This is a genomic window from Streptomyces pseudovenezuelae (genome assembly GCF_001513955.1).
Classification (GTDB): Bacteria; Actinomycetota; Actinomycetes; order Streptomycetales; family Streptomycetaceae; genus Streptomyces; species Streptomyces pseudovenezuelae.
The window spans coordinates 965,426-980,103 of record NZ_KQ948145.1 but is presented as its reverse complement, the minus strand read 5'-3'; the positions used below and the strand labels follow the sequence as shown (position 1 = coordinate 980,103).

Genomic DNA, 14,678 nt, shown 5'->3' with positions numbered 1-14,678 from the left:
CCTGCCGTCCTACGAGGGCGGCAGGCACTCCTTTGCCGGCGGCTTCCCCTCCGGCCAGGCGATCCGCACGAAGCGGGCGGTCCCCCGCGAGGTCAGTTCCACGATCGGTACGGCCTTGTCGTACGGGTTGCCGTGGTTGTCGAGGCAGATCCAGCCGCTCGCGCCGTCGACGCGCTGCTGGGTGCCCTTGATCAGCCGCCACTCGTTGCGGACCTCTTCGAGGGTGGGGATGTCCTTGCTGCCCTTGGCGAACCGGATGCCCTGGTACGTCAGCCGCATCGCGTCGTGGGCGATGATCAGCTGCCCGTCCTCCAGGTCGACGTCCCCGATCGGGCCCACCTTGTCGCCCTGGCCCTCGCGCACCAGGTCCAGCAGCGCCTGCGCGTCGGCGGCCGAACCCCCGGTGGCGGGCGGGGACGTGAGCCAGGCGTCCGGATGGGCGAGCGCGGTGTAGCGGACGGTGAGGTTGTGGTTCAGGGCGTCCCGGTTCAGGTCCTTGTCGCCGGTGAGGTAGGACGCCTCGTCGCCGGTGAGCAGGGTGAACCTGCGCTTCTGGCAGCCGCGTTCACCGAGCGCGTTGATGAACTGCCGCAGCTGGGTGTGGCGTCCGGCGAACAGGATGGTGTCGGTGCCGGCGTCCGTGTCGCAGACCAGGTGGGTGATCTGCTCGAAGTCGTTGGCGGTACTGCCCTCCAGGCTGCGGTCGTCTGGCGGGTTGAACGACCAGGGGGCGTACGGCGATCCCTTGAGCAGTTTCTCGAAGGAGCGCTGCAGGGTCAGCGAGTAGGGGTCGCCGTTGTCCGGGTCGTCCGCCTTCTGGTCGTGGACCAGGACCGCCTTGTCGGCCGCGACCCGGGCGAAGGAGGTGAGCGCGCGGGCCTCGTCGGTGTTGGTGGGGGCGACCCGGGCGAGTCCGGGGAAGGGGTCCTTGCCGTGCTGTCCGTTGGCGAGGTTGTCGGCGGTGATGGAAGTGCCGATCACCGCGATCCCCCGGGCCGTGAGCGCGGCGACGGCCCGCTTGTTCTCGGCGGTGCTCAGCCCGACCCCGGCGACCGCCCGCAGCCGGTCCTTCGCCCCGGTCATGCCGGCCAGCTGCTCGACGGTGTGCTCCCAATGGGCGCCGGTGGCACCGGGGTTGGCGAGCACCAGCCGGATCGCCGGGACGGTCCCGTTGGACCGGTGGTTGGCCTGGTACTGCGCGAGATAGGCGCCCTGGAGTTCGTGCAGCACGTCACCGAGGTTGTCGGCGTCGGTCGCGGTGAAGGGCTCCAGGAGGGCCACGGTGACGTAGGGGCCCTTGATGGACCGGTTCTCGCGGTCGATCGCCCGCACGACCGGCCGGAGCGGGGCCCGGCCCCAGTCGTAGCCGGTCGCCGAGACGCCGACGCACTCGTCGCTGCCCTCCGCTCTGAGGACCCCCTTCGCGCAGGAGCGGTCGTCGTGGGCGAGGGTGCGCACGACGAAGCCCAGACCGCCCAGCACCACGAGGGTGAGCAGCAGGGCGACGTACCGGCGCAGGGGGATCTCCCAGACGCCCTCGCGCAGCCGTGTTCCGAAGCCTGTCCCGGCCATTACGCCGCCCCCTCGCCGTCGCCGCTGTCGTCGTCGTTGCCGTCGGGGATCCTGAGCGGGCGGCCGGCGAGCGCGTCCTCGGGCCAGTCCCGGGAGGCCCGCCACAGCAGCGCGTTGCCGGCCGGGCGCAGGTTGGACAGCTGCTCCAGCTCGAAGCGCAGCCGGTCGCAGACCTTCGGGTCGGGCAGGGCGAGCGGATCGGTCAGCTGCCACACGGCGTGCAGCAGCCGCCGTATCCGCAGGTGCAGTACGGCGACCGCGTGGTCGTCCGCCGAGTCCGGCATCGGCTGGGCGGCGTCCGTGTGGCCGAGGGCGATCGCCGCGCGCCGGTCGTCGTGGGCGGCGAAGTCGTGGCCCTCGGCGTCGTGCGCGTGGAAGTAGGGCGCCGAGGCGACGAAGCGCAGGGTGCGCAGCCAGGTGCGGGTGTCCAGGGCGGTGAAGGTGTCGCGCAGGTGGGCGACGGCCGACTCGGTCGAGCCGAGGGCGAGTTCGTGGTGCAGGCGGTAGCGGGTGTGGGCCTCGTCCGGGCCGGGGGGCGCGTAGTGCGCGATCAGGGTCTCGTGTGTCGCGCGCCAGCGCCCGTGGTCGGCGGAGCGGTGATGCAGCCGGAGCAGCAGCAGCGTCCGCACGAAGGGGTCGCCGACGAACCTGCCCGGCACCTCCGGCAGCCCCTCCTGGACGAGCCGGGTCTGCAGCGCCCGTACGTCGGCCGGGCCGAAGTCGTCCGGCAGGAGGGCCGCGGCCAGGGCGGTGGCGGAGTCGTGGTCGTGGGCGGCGGCCAGCACGGTCAGCTCCTCCATCCGGTCGGCGGGCACGAGCCGGTCCAGGAGTTCCACGTAGGCGGGCCTGCCGTCGCGGTCCTCGTGCAGCCGTACGTCCGAGGTGAGCAGTTCGCCGAGCGAGCCCGTGCCGTTCTGGGCGGCGGATTCGGTGAGCAGGGTGATGCCCAGCGGGTTGCCGCCGGTCAACCGGTGCACGGCGTGCGGGAGTTGGGGCGGCACCTGGTGCTCGTCGACGATGTGCAGGGTGTCGTCGGCGGTCAGCGGCGGCAGCGAGACCAGCAGGGCGCGGGAGGCGGGGGAGGCCGGGTCGGGCGTCCAGTCGGTGCGCCGGGCGACCTCGGGGAGGGTGCGCCGGACGGCGTTGCGCAGGGCGGGGCGGCCGGTGCCGCGCAGCGCGGTGATGAAGACGACCTGGTCGGCGATGCCCGCGGAGCGGTCGCGCAGGACGGGGTCGGTGAGGCCGGGGCCGGGCGCGGACTGCGCGTTGTCGACGAGGACGAGGGGCCGGCCCAGGCGCTGCATGCGGGGCAGTACGCCGGCGTAGGCGTCGGTGAGGTCGGCGAGCAGGGCGCGCACGAGATGGCGCTCGGCGTGTTCGCGGGAGGTGCCGCCGGCTCTGAAGTGCCCGGACAGCAGCATGAGTCCGCGCCGGGCGTTGCGGCTCGCGTTGGGGTAGTCGCGCCACCAGGTGGCGGCGCGCTGCCGGCGGCGGTGGACGAAGCTGTCGGAGATGGACTCCAGGGTCGCCTCGATGGCGGAGGACAGCAGCGGTCCGGTGCCGGTCGCGGCGGCGGCGACGTTGGCGGCGACCCGCCCGGCCCAGCGGCCGGCGAACCCGGCGATCCACGATCCGCTCTCGTTGAGCAGCAGGATCCGCTCGACCTCGCGCCGGATCCGCTCCGAGTCGGCGTCCCGCCACCCTCCGGCGGCCACCGCGACCAGGCCCGACATCAGCCGTGGGAAGGTGATCCGTCCGGCGCCGGTCACCGGCTGTGCGAGCTGCTCGGCGATCACCAGCAGGGCCTGCGACACGGGCGACCAGGCCTCGGTGTCCCGGCCCGCGGGCGGCGCCGCGAACTCGGCCGCCTCGCAGTCGACCAGGGCGACCGGGGTGTGCCCGTGGTAGGCCCTCCGCAGCTCGGCCAGCAGGGCGCTCTTGCCCGTTCCGCGCGCGCCGGTGAGCACGACGAAGGGGAGTTCCTGCGGATGCTCCACCGCGATGGCCCGGTGCTGGTGCGGCCGCAGCCCCACGAGCCGTGGCGCGAGCCCCGCCGGTTCCGTGTCGAACAGTGCCCCGCGCCCGTGCAGCTGTCTGTGCACCCGCATTCCCCCCATGCGCGCTCTTTGTCAATCCCAGGGTAAGGAGGGGGAGTTGGATCGGACCAGATCGCGTGATGTCCGTTGAGTTACGAAAGTGTCCGCTGGACATGGAGCGGGACATTTTGGCACGGTGGGGTGCGCCGGCCCGTAATCGAACACGTGGCCTATGACGCCTTCGGGAGGCCCGTCGTGCCCCTCTCCTTCTATGCGACGCAGAGTGTGTTCTCCGACCCCGGGGACATGGCCCCGCGGTACGCCGGGTTGCCGCGCGACCCCGCTCGGCTCGCCCGGATCGTCCGGGAAGTGATGATCCATCGGGTCGAGGGCGAGTTCTTCGGGCACACCCATCCCACCGACCGGCTCTACCAGGACGCCGAGACCCGGTACATCGACGACATCCTGCGGATCATCGTCGAGCGCAACGACGCGCCGCTGACCGTGCGGCGGGAGCCGGGCGACCGCTTCGTCGGGGTCTGCCGCGACTTCACGCTGCTGCACGTCTCGCTCCTGCGCCACGCCGGCATCCCGGCCCGGCTGCGGTCCGGGTTCGCCGACTACTTCTCCTCGACCGGCTTCCACGGTGACCACGTGGTCACCGAGTACTGGGACGAGAAGCGGGGCTGGCTGCTGGCGGACGCGCAACTGGTCGACCCCGGCATCACCGCGAACTGGCCGGTGGACTTCGACCCGATGGACGTTCCCCGGTCGCGGTTCCTCGTCGCCGGTGAGGCCTGGCGGGCGATCCGGGAGGGCGGGGCGGACGAGACCGGGTTCGGGCTGCGCCTGCCCGGGGAGGAGCCGTTCGTCGGGGAGCGGTTCGTGGCGGGGAACATCCGCCTCGACCTCGCCGCGCTCAACAAGGTGGAGACCTTGCTGTGGGACGTGTGGGGTGAGGAGGAGGAGCTGGAGCGCTACGACCGGGTGGCACCCCTGGTGAGCGGGGAGGTGTCGTTCGAGGCCGTGCGGAAGGTGTTCGCCGAGGACGACGTGCTGCGGACGCCCTCGACGGTGACGTGTTACGCGCCGTTCGTCGGGACGCACCTCGTCACCCTGCGCTAGGCCACCGTCCGCAGCCCGCCCCGTGCGACGGCTTTCGTCGTGCGTACCACCCGGTGTGCGCAGGTGGCCGTCAGCAACTCGCCCAGCAGGTCCGGGTCGTCTATCTCCAGACCTAGCAACGACTCGATGCGCTCCAGGCGTTGGTACAGGGACTGGCGGCCGATGTGCAGCAGCGCCGCGGTGCGGGTCGGGGAGCAGCCGTTGCGCAGATGGGTCTCCAGGGTGCGGACCAGGTCGCTGGGGTGGGCCGCCTCCCAGGCCAGCAACGGCCCCAGGGCGTGCTGCACCAGCGCCGCCAGACGGTCCCGGTTGGCGTCCACCCCGCCCCGCGTCAGCTCCCGCTCCAGCGCGAGGGCCCGGGAGGAGGTCACCAACGGGCCCTCGGGGGCGGCCGGTTCGGCCGACGGGACGGTCAACGCCAGTTCCAGGGTCGTACGGGCCGCCCGCAGCGTGTCGCTCCAGCGCAGCCAGCCGCCGTCGGAGGCGGAGACGGCGTGGCCCACCGCCACCGTGAGCCCGGCGGCGGCAGCCGTGCGGAAGGCCTCCTGCACCGCTTTCACGGGGTCACCGGGACGCGTCCCGGGCAGGGACAGCAGCGCCAGGACGTCCCCCGGGAACGCGGCCCGCAGCACTCCGGCCCCGCCCAGCAGCCGTACCGCGCGGTCGACGGTGCTCACTTCCCGGGTGCCGTGCAGCGACACCCCGATCAGCCGGGCTCCCGGGCCCGGATGGAACCCGGCGAGCGCCGCCCGCGCCTCCACCTCCGGCTGGTTCAGCGCCGCCCGGTCGGCGAGGTCGGCGAGCAGGGCCGCCGTATGGTCGTCGCCCCAGGGCCGTACCACCGAACGGCCGGACAGCCCGCGCGCGACGATCGCCCGGTTGGCGGCCTCCGTGATCCGCACGAAGGGCACGACCCGGTGCAGGGCCAGCAGGGGCAGTCCCAGGCGGCGGGCCTCGTCGGTGACCTCGGGCGGCATGTCGGGCAGGGAGCGGCCGACCTCCACCGCGAGCCCGGCGGCGCCCCGGGCGGCCAGCTCGCGGACGTACCGGCGGCGGACCTCCTCGGCGGCGCCCGTCAGCCCGAAACCGTTGGTGAGCAGCAGTTCGCCGCCGTCCAGGAAGTTCGCGCCCTCGTACACCTCGCTCGAATGGACCCAGCGCACCGGGCGGTCCAGCGCGGTGTGCCCGGCGAGCAGTTCGGGCTCGGCGGCGCGGACGGGATCGAGGGCCAGGATCTCGCGAAGGGTGAGTGCGGGCATGCGCGCCTCCCGACAGTTCGTCCGGCTGTGGGCTGCCGGGAGAGTACTTTCCGCACGTTGCCCTCGTGTTTCGGCCACAGGAGAGTGAGAGACATGGATCAGGCACAGGCACACCGGTGGCTCGCCACCGCCGTCGAGGAGGCCCGCGCCGGGCTCGCCGAGGGCGGCATCCCCATCGGGGCCGCGCTCTACGACGCCGACGGCACCCTCCTCGGGCGCGGCCACAACCGGCGCGTCCAGGACGACGACCCCTCGATGCACGCGGAGACGGCCGCCTTCCGGGCCGCGGGACGCCAGCGGTCGTACCGCGGTACGACGATGGTGACCACCCTCTCGCCCTGCTGGTACTGCTCCGGTCTGGTCCGGCAGTTCGGGATCGGGCGGGTCGTCGTCGGGGAGGCCACCACCTTCCACGGCGGGCACGACTGGCTGGCCGAGCACGGTGTGGAGATCGTGCTCGTCGACGATCCCGAGTGCGTACGGATGATGACCGACTTCATCGAGAAGAACCCGGCACTGTGGAACGAGGACATCGGTGAGTGACACCCCCCAGCCCCGTATTCCGACCGTCGACCTCGGGCCCTGGCTCGCCGGCGACCCCGACGCCCGGGCCGCCACCGCCCGCACCCTCGACCGGGCCCTCCAGACCGCCGGGTTCTTCCTGGTGACCGGGCACGGCGTCGACCCGGCCCTGCGCTCGGGGATCCGGGAGGCCGCGCGAACCTTCTTCCGGATGCCCGCCGGCACGAAGAAGGCGTACGAGGCGAAGGTCGGCGGTCGTGGCTGGCTCGGTCCCGGCGCCGAGGCCAACGGCTACTCGGAGGGCACCGAGACCCCGCCGGACCTCAAGGAGTCGCTGACCTTCGCCACGCACGAGCCCTTCGAGGACCCGGTCGTCAACGCGGAGTGGTACGCACCGAACGTCTGGCCCGCCGAGGTGCCGGAACTGCGGACACTGTGCGAGGAGTACCTGCGGAGGATGGGCGAGCTGGAGAAGCAGCTGCTCCGTCTCCTCGGCGAGGCCCTGGGGCTCGCCCCCGACTTCTTCTCCCGGCACATGGACCATCCGACCTACGGCTTCAACATCAACTGGTATCCGGGCACGGAGGTGACCGGGGAGCCGCAGCCCGGGCAGTTCCGCATCGGCCCGCACACCGACTTCGGCACGGTCACGATCCTCGACCGGCAGGCCGGCAAGGGCGGCCTCCAGGTCTTCACGGACGAGGGCGGCTGGGAGGACGCCCCCTTCGACCCCGACGCCTTCACCATCAACATCGGCGACCTGATGGCCCGTTGGACCGGCGACCGCTGGCGCTCCGGCCGCCACCGGGTGCTCCCGCCCCCGGCGGACGCGCCCGCCGAGGAACTGATGTCCCTGGTCTACTTCGGCGAGTGCACGCCCGGCACGACCGTCGAGTCCGTCCCGGCACCGGTCGGGAGGGTGGCGTACGAACCCGTCGACTCCCACGTGTACCTGAGGGCGAAGCTGGACTCGATCACGGTCGGCTGACCGGGGACCGACCCCTCACCGCGCCGGGAACCGCCTCCGCAGTGCCGCGTACAGCACCGCGCTCACCGCGAAGCCGACCACGGGCGTGATGTCCCCGAAGGACGGCCAGTGCTCCGGCACATAGCCGACGTAGTCCTCCTGGTTGGAGAACAGGGGCACCGACACCGCCACGCCGGTCAACAGGGCCGCGAGGCCGGGACGGTTGGTGAAGGAGCGGTCGGTCAGGCGGGCCGCCGACTGCTCCTGGGGCACCCGCGCCCGCAGCCACCGCTCCACCAGGACCACGCCCAGCCAGGGCGCCACCCAGTACGCGATCACCAGCAGGAACGCCTCGTAGGCCGCCCCCGCGTCGGAGAGCGAGGCCCACGCCGCCGCCGTACCGGCGACCCCGGACACCACGACAAGGACGCTCCGGCTCAGCCAGGCCGGGAGGTCCAGGCCGAAGGAGGCGATCGAGATCGCGCCGGAGTACACGTTCAGGGCGTTCGCCGAGACCGCGCCCAGGATGATCGCGATCAGCACCAGGTCGCCCAGCCAGCCGGGGAGATGGCCGGTGAAGGCCGCCGTCGGGGTCGCGTCCTTCGGGGCCACGAGGGTCGCCGAGGCCGCGCCGATCACGGCCACCACGGTGACCGACAGGAACAGGCCGAGCGCCGGGTAGAGCACCGTCCTGAGCTTGTTCGCCGTACGGGGGAGATAGCGCGAGTAGTCCGAGGCGTACGGGTTCCAGCCGGCCGCGTAGCCCCAGGCCGCGCTGAAGGCGAGCAGGAAGCCGCCGATGCCGCCGCCCGTGCCGCCCCCGCCGAGATCGGCGTCCTTGAAGGTCCACACCCCGGCGAGCAGGAAGATCACCGCGAGGGCGGGGAAGGCGTACCGCTCGAAGGCGTGGACGAAGTTGTGGCCGATGAAGCCGATCAGGATCTCGGCGGCCACCACCAGGAGCAGGGACGGCAGCGGGCGCAGCCCGGTCAGGGTGTTGAGCGCGAAGGCCGCGCTCACGCTGTTCACCGCGAACCAGCCGACTCCCGCCACCAGGCCGTTGGCCGCGGCCGGCAGGATGTTGCCGCGGTGACCGAAGGACAGGCGGCCGATCACCATCTGCGGCACCCCGAACCGGGGCCCGTCCAGGGACAGGACGCCCTGGGTGATCGCCCCGAGGGCGGTGCCCAGCACGATGGCGGCCGTGGCCTGCCAGAAGCTCAGGCCGAAGAAGAGGACCGCGATCACCCCGATGAAGACGGTCGCGAACTCGATGTTGGGAGAGGCCCAGGTCCACACCAACTGGAGCGGGCCGCCGTGGCGTTCGGCCTCGGGGACGGGTTCCGAGCCCGTCGCCTCGACGGCGATGACCTTGTCACCGTAGGCGGGAGCGAGGGTGCCGGCGGAGTCGGCGGGTGCTGTCGTCATGCGAGGTAAGTGTCCGGCCCCCGCGCGGCCCCGCCCAGGGGCGCGATGTCCGCTTCGGGGGGCTCGCCGACGTACAGCCTGTCAGTTGGTCCTGGGGTCCTCGCCCTGCTCCCGGCGCTTGAGCTCCTCCTCGCGGCGGCGCAGGTCCGCCTCCCAGTCCTTCAGCAGGGCCTCGTCCTTCTGGTTCTCGGCCTTGAGGGAGTTCAGGAACTCGGGGTTGTCGTCGGGCGCGACGTACTCCATGCGGTGGTTGCGGTGCCACTCGGAGGGGGTGCGGCCGCCCGCCGGCGGGGTGCGCAGCTTGCCCGCGGCGAGCCAGGCGATCGGGCCGACGATCCAGAACAGCAGGATGATGAAGACCCAGGCGATCTTGGGAAGATGCTTCGCCTCGTCCTCGGGGGTGTTGAGGCAGTCGATGAACGCGTAGATCGTCAGCGCCAGCGGGATCAGGTACATCAGCAGCCGGAACATGTCTTGTGGCCCCCCAGGGAACGCGGTGTGGAGCCTGTGGCGGGCCCCTGACGGGGTCAGGGTAGCGGCTCGGGGATACTGGACCCCATGGCTTACGACGATCTTCGCTCCCTGCTCAGGGCACTGGAACGCGAGGGAGACCTCAAGCGGATCAAGGCCGAGGTCGACCCGTATCTCGAGGTCGGGGAGATCGTCGACCGGGTGCAGAAGGCGGGCGGCCCCGCGCTGCTCTTCGAGAACGTCCGCGGGTCGGCCATGCCGCTCGCGATGAACGTCTTCGGCACCGACCGGCGGCTGCTGAAGGCCCTCGGCCTGAAGTCGTACGGCGACATCTCGGACAAGATCGGCGGGCTGCTGCGTCCCGAACTGCCGCAGGGCTTCGTGGGCGTGCGCGAGGCCTTCGGCAAGCTCGGGGCGATGACGCACGTCCCGCCGAAGAAGGTGAAGGCCGGGGAGGCCCCGGTCCAGGAGGTCGTCCTCACCGGCGACGACGTGGACCTCGACATGCTCCCGGCGCTCTTCACCTGGCCGCAGGACGGCGGGTCCTTCTTCAACCTGGGGCTCACCCACACCAAGGACCCGGAGTCCGGGATCCGCAACCTCGGTCTGTACCGCCTGCAGCGCCACGACAAGCGCACGATCGGCATGCACTGGCAGATCCACAAGGACAGCCGCAACCACTACCAGGTCGCCGCCCGGCGCGGTGAGCGCCTCCCGGTCGCGATCGCCTTCGGCTGCCCGCCCGCCGTCACCTACGCCTCCACGGCCCCGCTCCCCGGGGACATCGACGAGTACCTCTTCGCCGGGTTCATCGCGGGCAAGCGGATCGAGATGGTGGACTGCAAGACGGTCCCGCTCCAGGTCCCGGCGCAGGCCGAGGTGGTCATCGAGGGCTGGCTGGAGCCGGGCGAGATGCTGCCGGAGGGGCCCTTCGGGGACCACACCGGGTTCTACACCCCGCAGGAGCCGTTCCCGGCGCTGACGATCGACTGCGTGACCATGCGGAAGCGGCCACTGCTCCAGTCGATCGTCGTGGGCCGCCCCCCGACGGAGGACGGACCGCTGGGCCGTGCGACGGAGCGGTTCTTCCTCCCGCTGCTGAAGATCATCGTCCCGGACATCGTGGACTACCACCTGCCCGAGGCGGGCGGCTTCCACAACTGCGCGATCGTCTCGATCGACAAGAAGTACCCGAAGCACGCGCAGAAGGTGATGCACGCGGTCTGGGGGGCACACATGATGTCCCTGACCAAACTGATCGTGGTCGTCGACGCCGACTGCGACGTCCACGATCTGCACGAGGTCGCCTGGCGGGCGCTGGGCAACACCGACTACGCCCGTGACCTCTCGGTCGTCGAGGGACCCGTCGATCACCTCGACCATGCCTCCTACCAGCAGTTCTGGGGCGGCAAGGCGGGCATCGACGCGACGAGGAAGTGGCCCGAGGAGGGCTACACGCGCGACGGCGGCTGGCCCGAGATGGTGCTGTCCGACCCGGAGACGGCGTCGAAGGTCGACCGCCGGTGGAAGGAGTACGGCCTGTGAGCCCCATCCCCGCGGGCGGCCCGGCCCTGTTCATCGGCACCGACACCGACTACGTGGCGCTCGTACGGCCCCGGCTGGACCCCGCCGACCCGGGCGTCCGGCTGGCCGCCGAGCAGGCGGGCGTCACCCCGGAGGAGCTCGCCGGCCCCGGTGACACCTGGGCGGTCCTGTTCGAGCACGGCGGCGACGGCGACGGCTTCGAGCTGCCCGGTGTGCGCGACGCGGAACCCGCCGACTTCGCGGAGCGGCTGCGCGCGGAGCTCACCGCGGCGGACGGCCCGTTCACGGTCGACGGCGGAGCGGCGCTGCGGCTGGAGGCCCGTCCCGCCGGCGCGGACGGATACGCCTTCACGGCGCACATCACCCCGCCCGACGACGCCGGGACACCGGTGACCGTGGAGACGGGTCCGCTGCCCGCCGCCGCACTCCTGACCGACCTCGACGCCTTCCTCGGGAGCCTCGCATGATGACCACCGCCGACGGGGTCGTGGGCCCGGGCCCGGCGCCGCAGCCGACCGGGAAGGTGAAGGGCTTCCTGCGCCTCGTGATGATCGAGCACTCGGTCTTCGCGCTGCCCTTCGCGTACATCGCCGCGCTGACCGCGATGTACGAGTGGGACAGGAACATCCACTGGGGGCGGCTGCTCCTGGTGACGATCTGCATGGTGGGCCTGCGCACCTTCGCGATGGCGGTCAACCGGATCATCGACCGGGAGATCGACGCGCGGAACCCCCGGACGGCCCAGCGGGAGCTGGTCACCGGGGCGATGTCGGTCAAGCACGCCTGGACCGGGGCGCTGGTCGCGGTCGTGGTCTTCCTCGGTTCGGCGGCGCTGCTGAACCCGCTGTGCCTGGCGCTGGCGCCCGTCGCGGTGATCCCGATGGTGGTCTATCCGTACGGCAAGCGGTTCACGAACTTCCCGCAGGCCATCCTCGGTCTCGCCCAGGCGATGGGGCCGGTCGGCGGCTGGCTCGCGATCACCGGGGAGTGGTCCTGGGACGCGGTGATCCTCGGCCTCGCCGTCGGCATCTGGATCGGCGGGTTCGACCTGATCTACGCCTGCCAGGACGTGGACACGGACCGGGAGATCGGCGTCAGGTCGGTGCCGGCGCGGTTCGGGATCCCGGCGGCGATCTGGGGGGCGCGGGTGTGTCACGCCCTGACGACGTCCCTCCTGATCTGGTACGCCGTCGCGACGGACGCGGGCGGCTTCTTCTGGGTGGGCCTGATGATCGTCGCGGGTGCGTTCGTGTACGAGCACTCGATCGTGCGGCCGCATGACCTGTCCCGGCTCAACCGGGCGTTCTTCAGCGTCAACGGCTTCATCGGGATCGCCCTGTTCGTGTGTGCGCTGCTGGATCTGCTGGTGCGGGGGCTGACGGTCTGAGGCGGGTCCGCAGGTTCGTGCCGGGGTGCGGGGCGGTGGGGGCTTGTCGCGCAGTTCCCCGCGCCCCTGGGTAGGTGCGGGTTCACGGTGTTTGGGCGTGAGCGCTGTTGCTACTAGGCCTAGCGGGGTGCGGGCCGGTGGGGGCTTGTCGCGCAGTTCCCCGCGCCCCTGGGTAGGTGCGGGTTCATGGTGTTTGGGCGTGAGCGCTGTTGCCACCAGGCCTAGCGGGGTGCGGGCCGGTGGGGGCTTGTCGCGCAGTTCCCCGCGCCCCTGGGTAGGTGCGGGTTCATGGTGTTTGGGCGTGAGCGCTGTTGCCACCAGGCCTAGCGGGGTGCGGGCCGGTGGGGGCTTGTCGCGCAGTTCCCCGCGCCCCCGGGTAGGTGCGGGTTCATGGTGTCTGGGCGTGAGCGCTGTTGCTACTAGGCCTAGCGGGCCCCTGAGTAGGTTCGGGCTGCTCGGTGTTTGAACTGGTTCACGACTCGATCGCGTGGTGACCTGGCTTGCGTCTGAGGAGGAACGCGGCCGCCAGGCCCGTTATGAGGCCCAGGAGGTGGGCCTGCCAGCTCACGCCCGTCTGGGTCGGGGCCAGGCCGACCACGATCGACGTGCCCCAGATCGCCGCGATCAGCAGGCCCACCAGGACGCCCAGCGGACGGCGCTCCACGAAGCCCGTCACCACCAGATAGCCGAACAGGCCGAAGATCAGGCCCGACGCGCCCGCCGTGTTGGTGTGGGCCGGGGCTATGAGCCACACGCCCAGGCCGTCCGCCACGATGATCAGGGCACAGACGGCGGCGAACCGGCGCAGCCCGCCGAGGGCCGCGAGGAAGCCCATGACCAGCAGCGGGACGCTGTTCGCGGCCACGTGGGCGAAGCCGAAGTGGATGAAGGCGGCCGGGACGACGTCGACCAGCTCGGACGGGGTGCGGGGCGTGATGCCGAGGCCGTCCAGCGCGTGACCGCTCGCCACGTCCGCCACTTCGAGCAGCCACAGCAGCGCGACCCAGCCCACCATCAGCTTGGCCGCGGCCTTCGCCCGGTCACCGCGCGACCACTCAGGTTCTTTGCCTGTCATGGCAACCCCCATCCCCTCAGAGGAACGCCCCGACCCCCTTGGCCGGTTCCCACCCTGTGACGCCGGATAGGCTCGGGGGTGTGAACCCAGTCAAGCCAGGAGAGACGCGGCGTACGCCTTGGATCGTAGGGGTGTCCGGCGCCTCCGGCACCCCGTATGCCGCGTCCGTGCTGCGCGCGCTGCTCGCCGCCGGAGAGAGTGTCGACCTGGTGGTCTCCCGCGCCTCGCGGCTCACCCTCCTCGACGAGACGGGGATCTCCTTCCGGGACGCGCACTGGCGCGAGGACCTGCGGGAATGGCTGGGCCGGGGGGCCGACGGCAAGCCGGCCTTCGACGTCGACACCGAGGCCGTGCGGTACTGGCCCGCCGGGGACCTGGCCGCCGGGCCGTCCTCGGGGTCGTACCCGAGCAAGGGGATGCTGATCGTCCCCGCCTCCACCGCCTGCGTCGCCGGAGTCGCCCTCGGGCTGTCCAAGGACCTGCTCCAGCGGGCCGCGAGCGTGACCCTGAAGGAGCGGCGGCCGCTGGTCGTGGCGGTGCGGGAGACCCCCCTGAACGGCCAGACCCTGCGGCACCTCGTCGCGCTCGACGACGCCGGCGCGAGCGTGGTCCCGGCCTCGCCGGGCTTCTACGCGGGCGCCACCCACATCCAGGACCTGGTGGACTTCGTCGCCGGGCGGGTGCTGGACGCGGCGGGTGTCGGGCACGGCCTGTACCGGCGCTGGCAGGGCGAACTGGGCGGCGGCGCGCCGGGTCAGTAGGGCAAGCAGTGGCAGTACCTCTCATCACTTCAGGCATTTTTCAGCGGAAGGCTTCGATCCCATGGACGCGGTGGACAGGCAGCTCATCCAGGCCCTGAGGGAGAACGGCCGGGCCTCGTACGCGGAGCTGGGGCGCCTCGTCGGTCTGTCGGGACCCAGCGTCACCGACCGCATCAACCGGCTGGAGGCGGCCGGTGTCATCACCGGTTACCGCGCCACCGTCGACGCCGCCTCGCTCGGCCTCGGCGTCACCGCGCTGATCGGCATCTCGTTGTCCGACGCGGTCGACCACGAGGACGTGGCACGCCGGCTCAGGGACCTCAGCGAGATCGAGGACTGCTGGTTCATCGCGGGCGACGACTCGTACATGCTGAAGGTCCGGGCACCCGACGTGGACGGTCTGGAGAAGATCATCCGGCGGCTGTCCGGGACCGAGGGGGTCTCCCGGACCCGTACCACGATCGTGCTGTCCACGAAGTGGGAGAACCGGGTCGGGGAGCTGCCCGAAGAGGCGTAGACGTACGGTTGTG

14 protein-coding genes are annotated in these 14,678 nt (G+C 71.9%); 8 read left to right on the top strand and 6 right to left on the bottom strand.

Features of this window, described 5'->3' with window-relative positions:
• Nucleotides 1-9: 9 nt before the first annotated feature.
• Together AQI94_RS11850 and AQI94_RS11845 are read right to left on the bottom strand one after the other, a co-directional pair.
• Nucleotides 10-1,572: a type 1 periplasmic-binding domain-containing protein gene (locus tag AQI94_RS11850; protein WP_031057983.1), complete on the bottom strand. Its 1,563-nt coding sequence runs from the start codon at nucleotides 1,570-1,572 to the stop codon at nucleotides 10-12.
• Nucleotides 1,572-3,680 (bottom strand): hypothetical protein, encoded by a 2,109-nt coding sequence (locus tag AQI94_RS11845; protein WP_031057980.1) that lies wholly within the window; start codon nucleotides 3,678-3,680, stop codon nucleotides 1,572-1,574. Before AQI94_RS11845 ends, AQI94_RS11850 begins: the two co-directional genes overlap by 1 nt.
• Before the next feature lie 234 nt (nucleotides 3,681-3,914).
• Between AQI94_RS11845 and AQI94_RS11840 the strand changes: the two genes are divergently transcribed.
• Nucleotides 3,915-4,733 (top strand): transglutaminase-like domain-containing protein, encoded by an 819-nt coding sequence (locus AQI94_RS11840; RefSeq protein WP_404817899.1) that lies wholly within the window; start codon nucleotides 3,915-3,917, stop codon nucleotides 4,731-4,733.
• Here the strand turns inward: AQI94_RS11840 and AQI94_RS11835 are convergent.
• A complete protein-coding gene (locus tag AQI94_RS11835; protein ID WP_031057974.1) occupies nucleotides 4,730-5,992 on the bottom strand; it encodes a PucR family transcriptional regulator in 1,263 nt (420 codons plus the stop codon). The genes AQI94_RS11840 and AQI94_RS11835 overlap by 4 nt on opposite strands.
• A 93-nt stretch (nucleotides 5,993-6,085) precedes the next feature.
• Here AQI94_RS11835 and AQI94_RS11830 point away from each other — a divergent pair, with 93 nt between their 5' ends.
• Together AQI94_RS11830 and AQI94_RS11825 are read left to right on the top strand one after the other, a co-directional pair.
• Nucleotides 6,086-6,535 carry a nucleoside deaminase gene (locus AQI94_RS11830; protein WP_031057972.1) on the top strand — a complete coding sequence of 150 codons (450 nt, stop codon included), beginning with the start codon at nucleotides 6,086-6,088 and terminating at the stop codon, nucleotides 6,533-6,535.
• Nucleotides 6,528-7,502, top strand: coding sequence for an isopenicillin N synthase family dioxygenase (locus tag AQI94_RS11825; protein WP_031057969.1), 975 nt, complete (start codon nucleotides 6,528-6,530; stop codon nucleotides 7,500-7,502). Before AQI94_RS11830 ends, AQI94_RS11825 begins: the two co-directional genes overlap by 8 nt.
• A gap of 15 nt (nucleotides 7,503-7,517) precedes the next feature.
• On the opposite strand, the gene AQI94_RS11820 is transcribed toward AQI94_RS11825, so the two are convergent.
• Together AQI94_RS11820 and AQI94_RS11815 are read right to left on the bottom strand one after the other, a co-directional pair.
• A complete protein-coding gene (locus AQI94_RS11820) occupies nucleotides 7,518-8,909 on the bottom strand; it encodes a purine-cytosine permease family protein (RefSeq protein ID WP_031057966.1) in 1,392 nt (463 codons plus the stop codon).
• Between the two features lie 81 nt (nucleotides 8,910-8,990).
• Nucleotides 8,991-9,380 (bottom strand): PLD nuclease N-terminal domain-containing protein, encoded by a 390-nt coding sequence (locus tag AQI94_RS11815; protein WP_031057965.1) that lies wholly within the window; start codon nucleotides 9,378-9,380, stop codon nucleotides 8,991-8,993.
• Between the two features lie 87 nt (nucleotides 9,381-9,467).
• Between AQI94_RS11815 and AQI94_RS11810 the strand changes: the two genes are divergently transcribed.
• The 3 genes from AQI94_RS11810 to mqnP are packed head-to-tail and all read left to right on the top strand — an operon-like array spanning nucleotide 9,468 to nucleotide 12,312.
• Nucleotides 9,468-10,925 carry a menaquinone biosynthesis decarboxylase gene (locus AQI94_RS11810; protein WP_031057963.1) on the top strand — a complete coding sequence of 486 codons (1,458 nt, stop codon included), beginning with the start codon at nucleotides 9,468-9,470 and terminating at the stop codon, nucleotides 10,923-10,925.
• A complete protein-coding gene (locus tag AQI94_RS11805) occupies nucleotides 10,922-11,392 on the top strand; it encodes a hypothetical protein (protein WP_031057960.1) in 471 nt (156 codons plus the stop codon). Before AQI94_RS11810 ends, AQI94_RS11805 begins: the two co-directional genes overlap by 4 nt.
• Nucleotides 11,389-12,312, top strand: coding sequence for a menaquinone biosynthesis prenyltransferase MqnP (gene mqnP / locus AQI94_RS11800; RefSeq protein WP_199814394.1), 924 nt, complete (start codon nucleotides 11,389-11,391; stop codon nucleotides 12,310-12,312). The genes AQI94_RS11805 and mqnP overlap by 4 nt, the downstream gene beginning before the upstream one ends.
• A 472-nt stretch (nucleotides 12,313-12,784) precedes the next feature.
• Here the strand turns inward: mqnP and AQI94_RS11795 are convergent, their stop codons facing one another.
• A complete protein-coding gene (locus AQI94_RS11795) occupies nucleotides 12,785-13,387 on the bottom strand; it encodes a rhomboid family intramembrane serine protease (protein ID WP_031057957.1) in 603 nt (200 codons plus the stop codon).
• 80 nt (nucleotides 13,388-13,467) lie between these two features.
• Between AQI94_RS11795 and AQI94_RS11790 the strand changes: the two genes are divergently transcribed.
• Nucleotides 13,468-14,148: a UbiX family flavin prenyltransferase gene (locus AQI94_RS11790; RefSeq protein WP_051832860.1), complete on the top strand. Its 681-nt coding sequence runs from the start codon at nucleotides 13,468-13,470 to the stop codon at nucleotides 14,146-14,148.
• Between the two features lie 61 nt (nucleotides 14,149-14,209).
• Nucleotides 14,210-14,665, top strand: a complete 456-nt coding sequence (locus AQI94_RS11785; RefSeq protein WP_031057954.1) for an Lrp/AsnC family transcriptional regulator — start codon at nucleotides 14,210-14,212, stop codon at nucleotides 14,663-14,665.
• The last annotated feature ends 13 nt before the right edge of the window (nucleotides 14,666-14,678 follow it).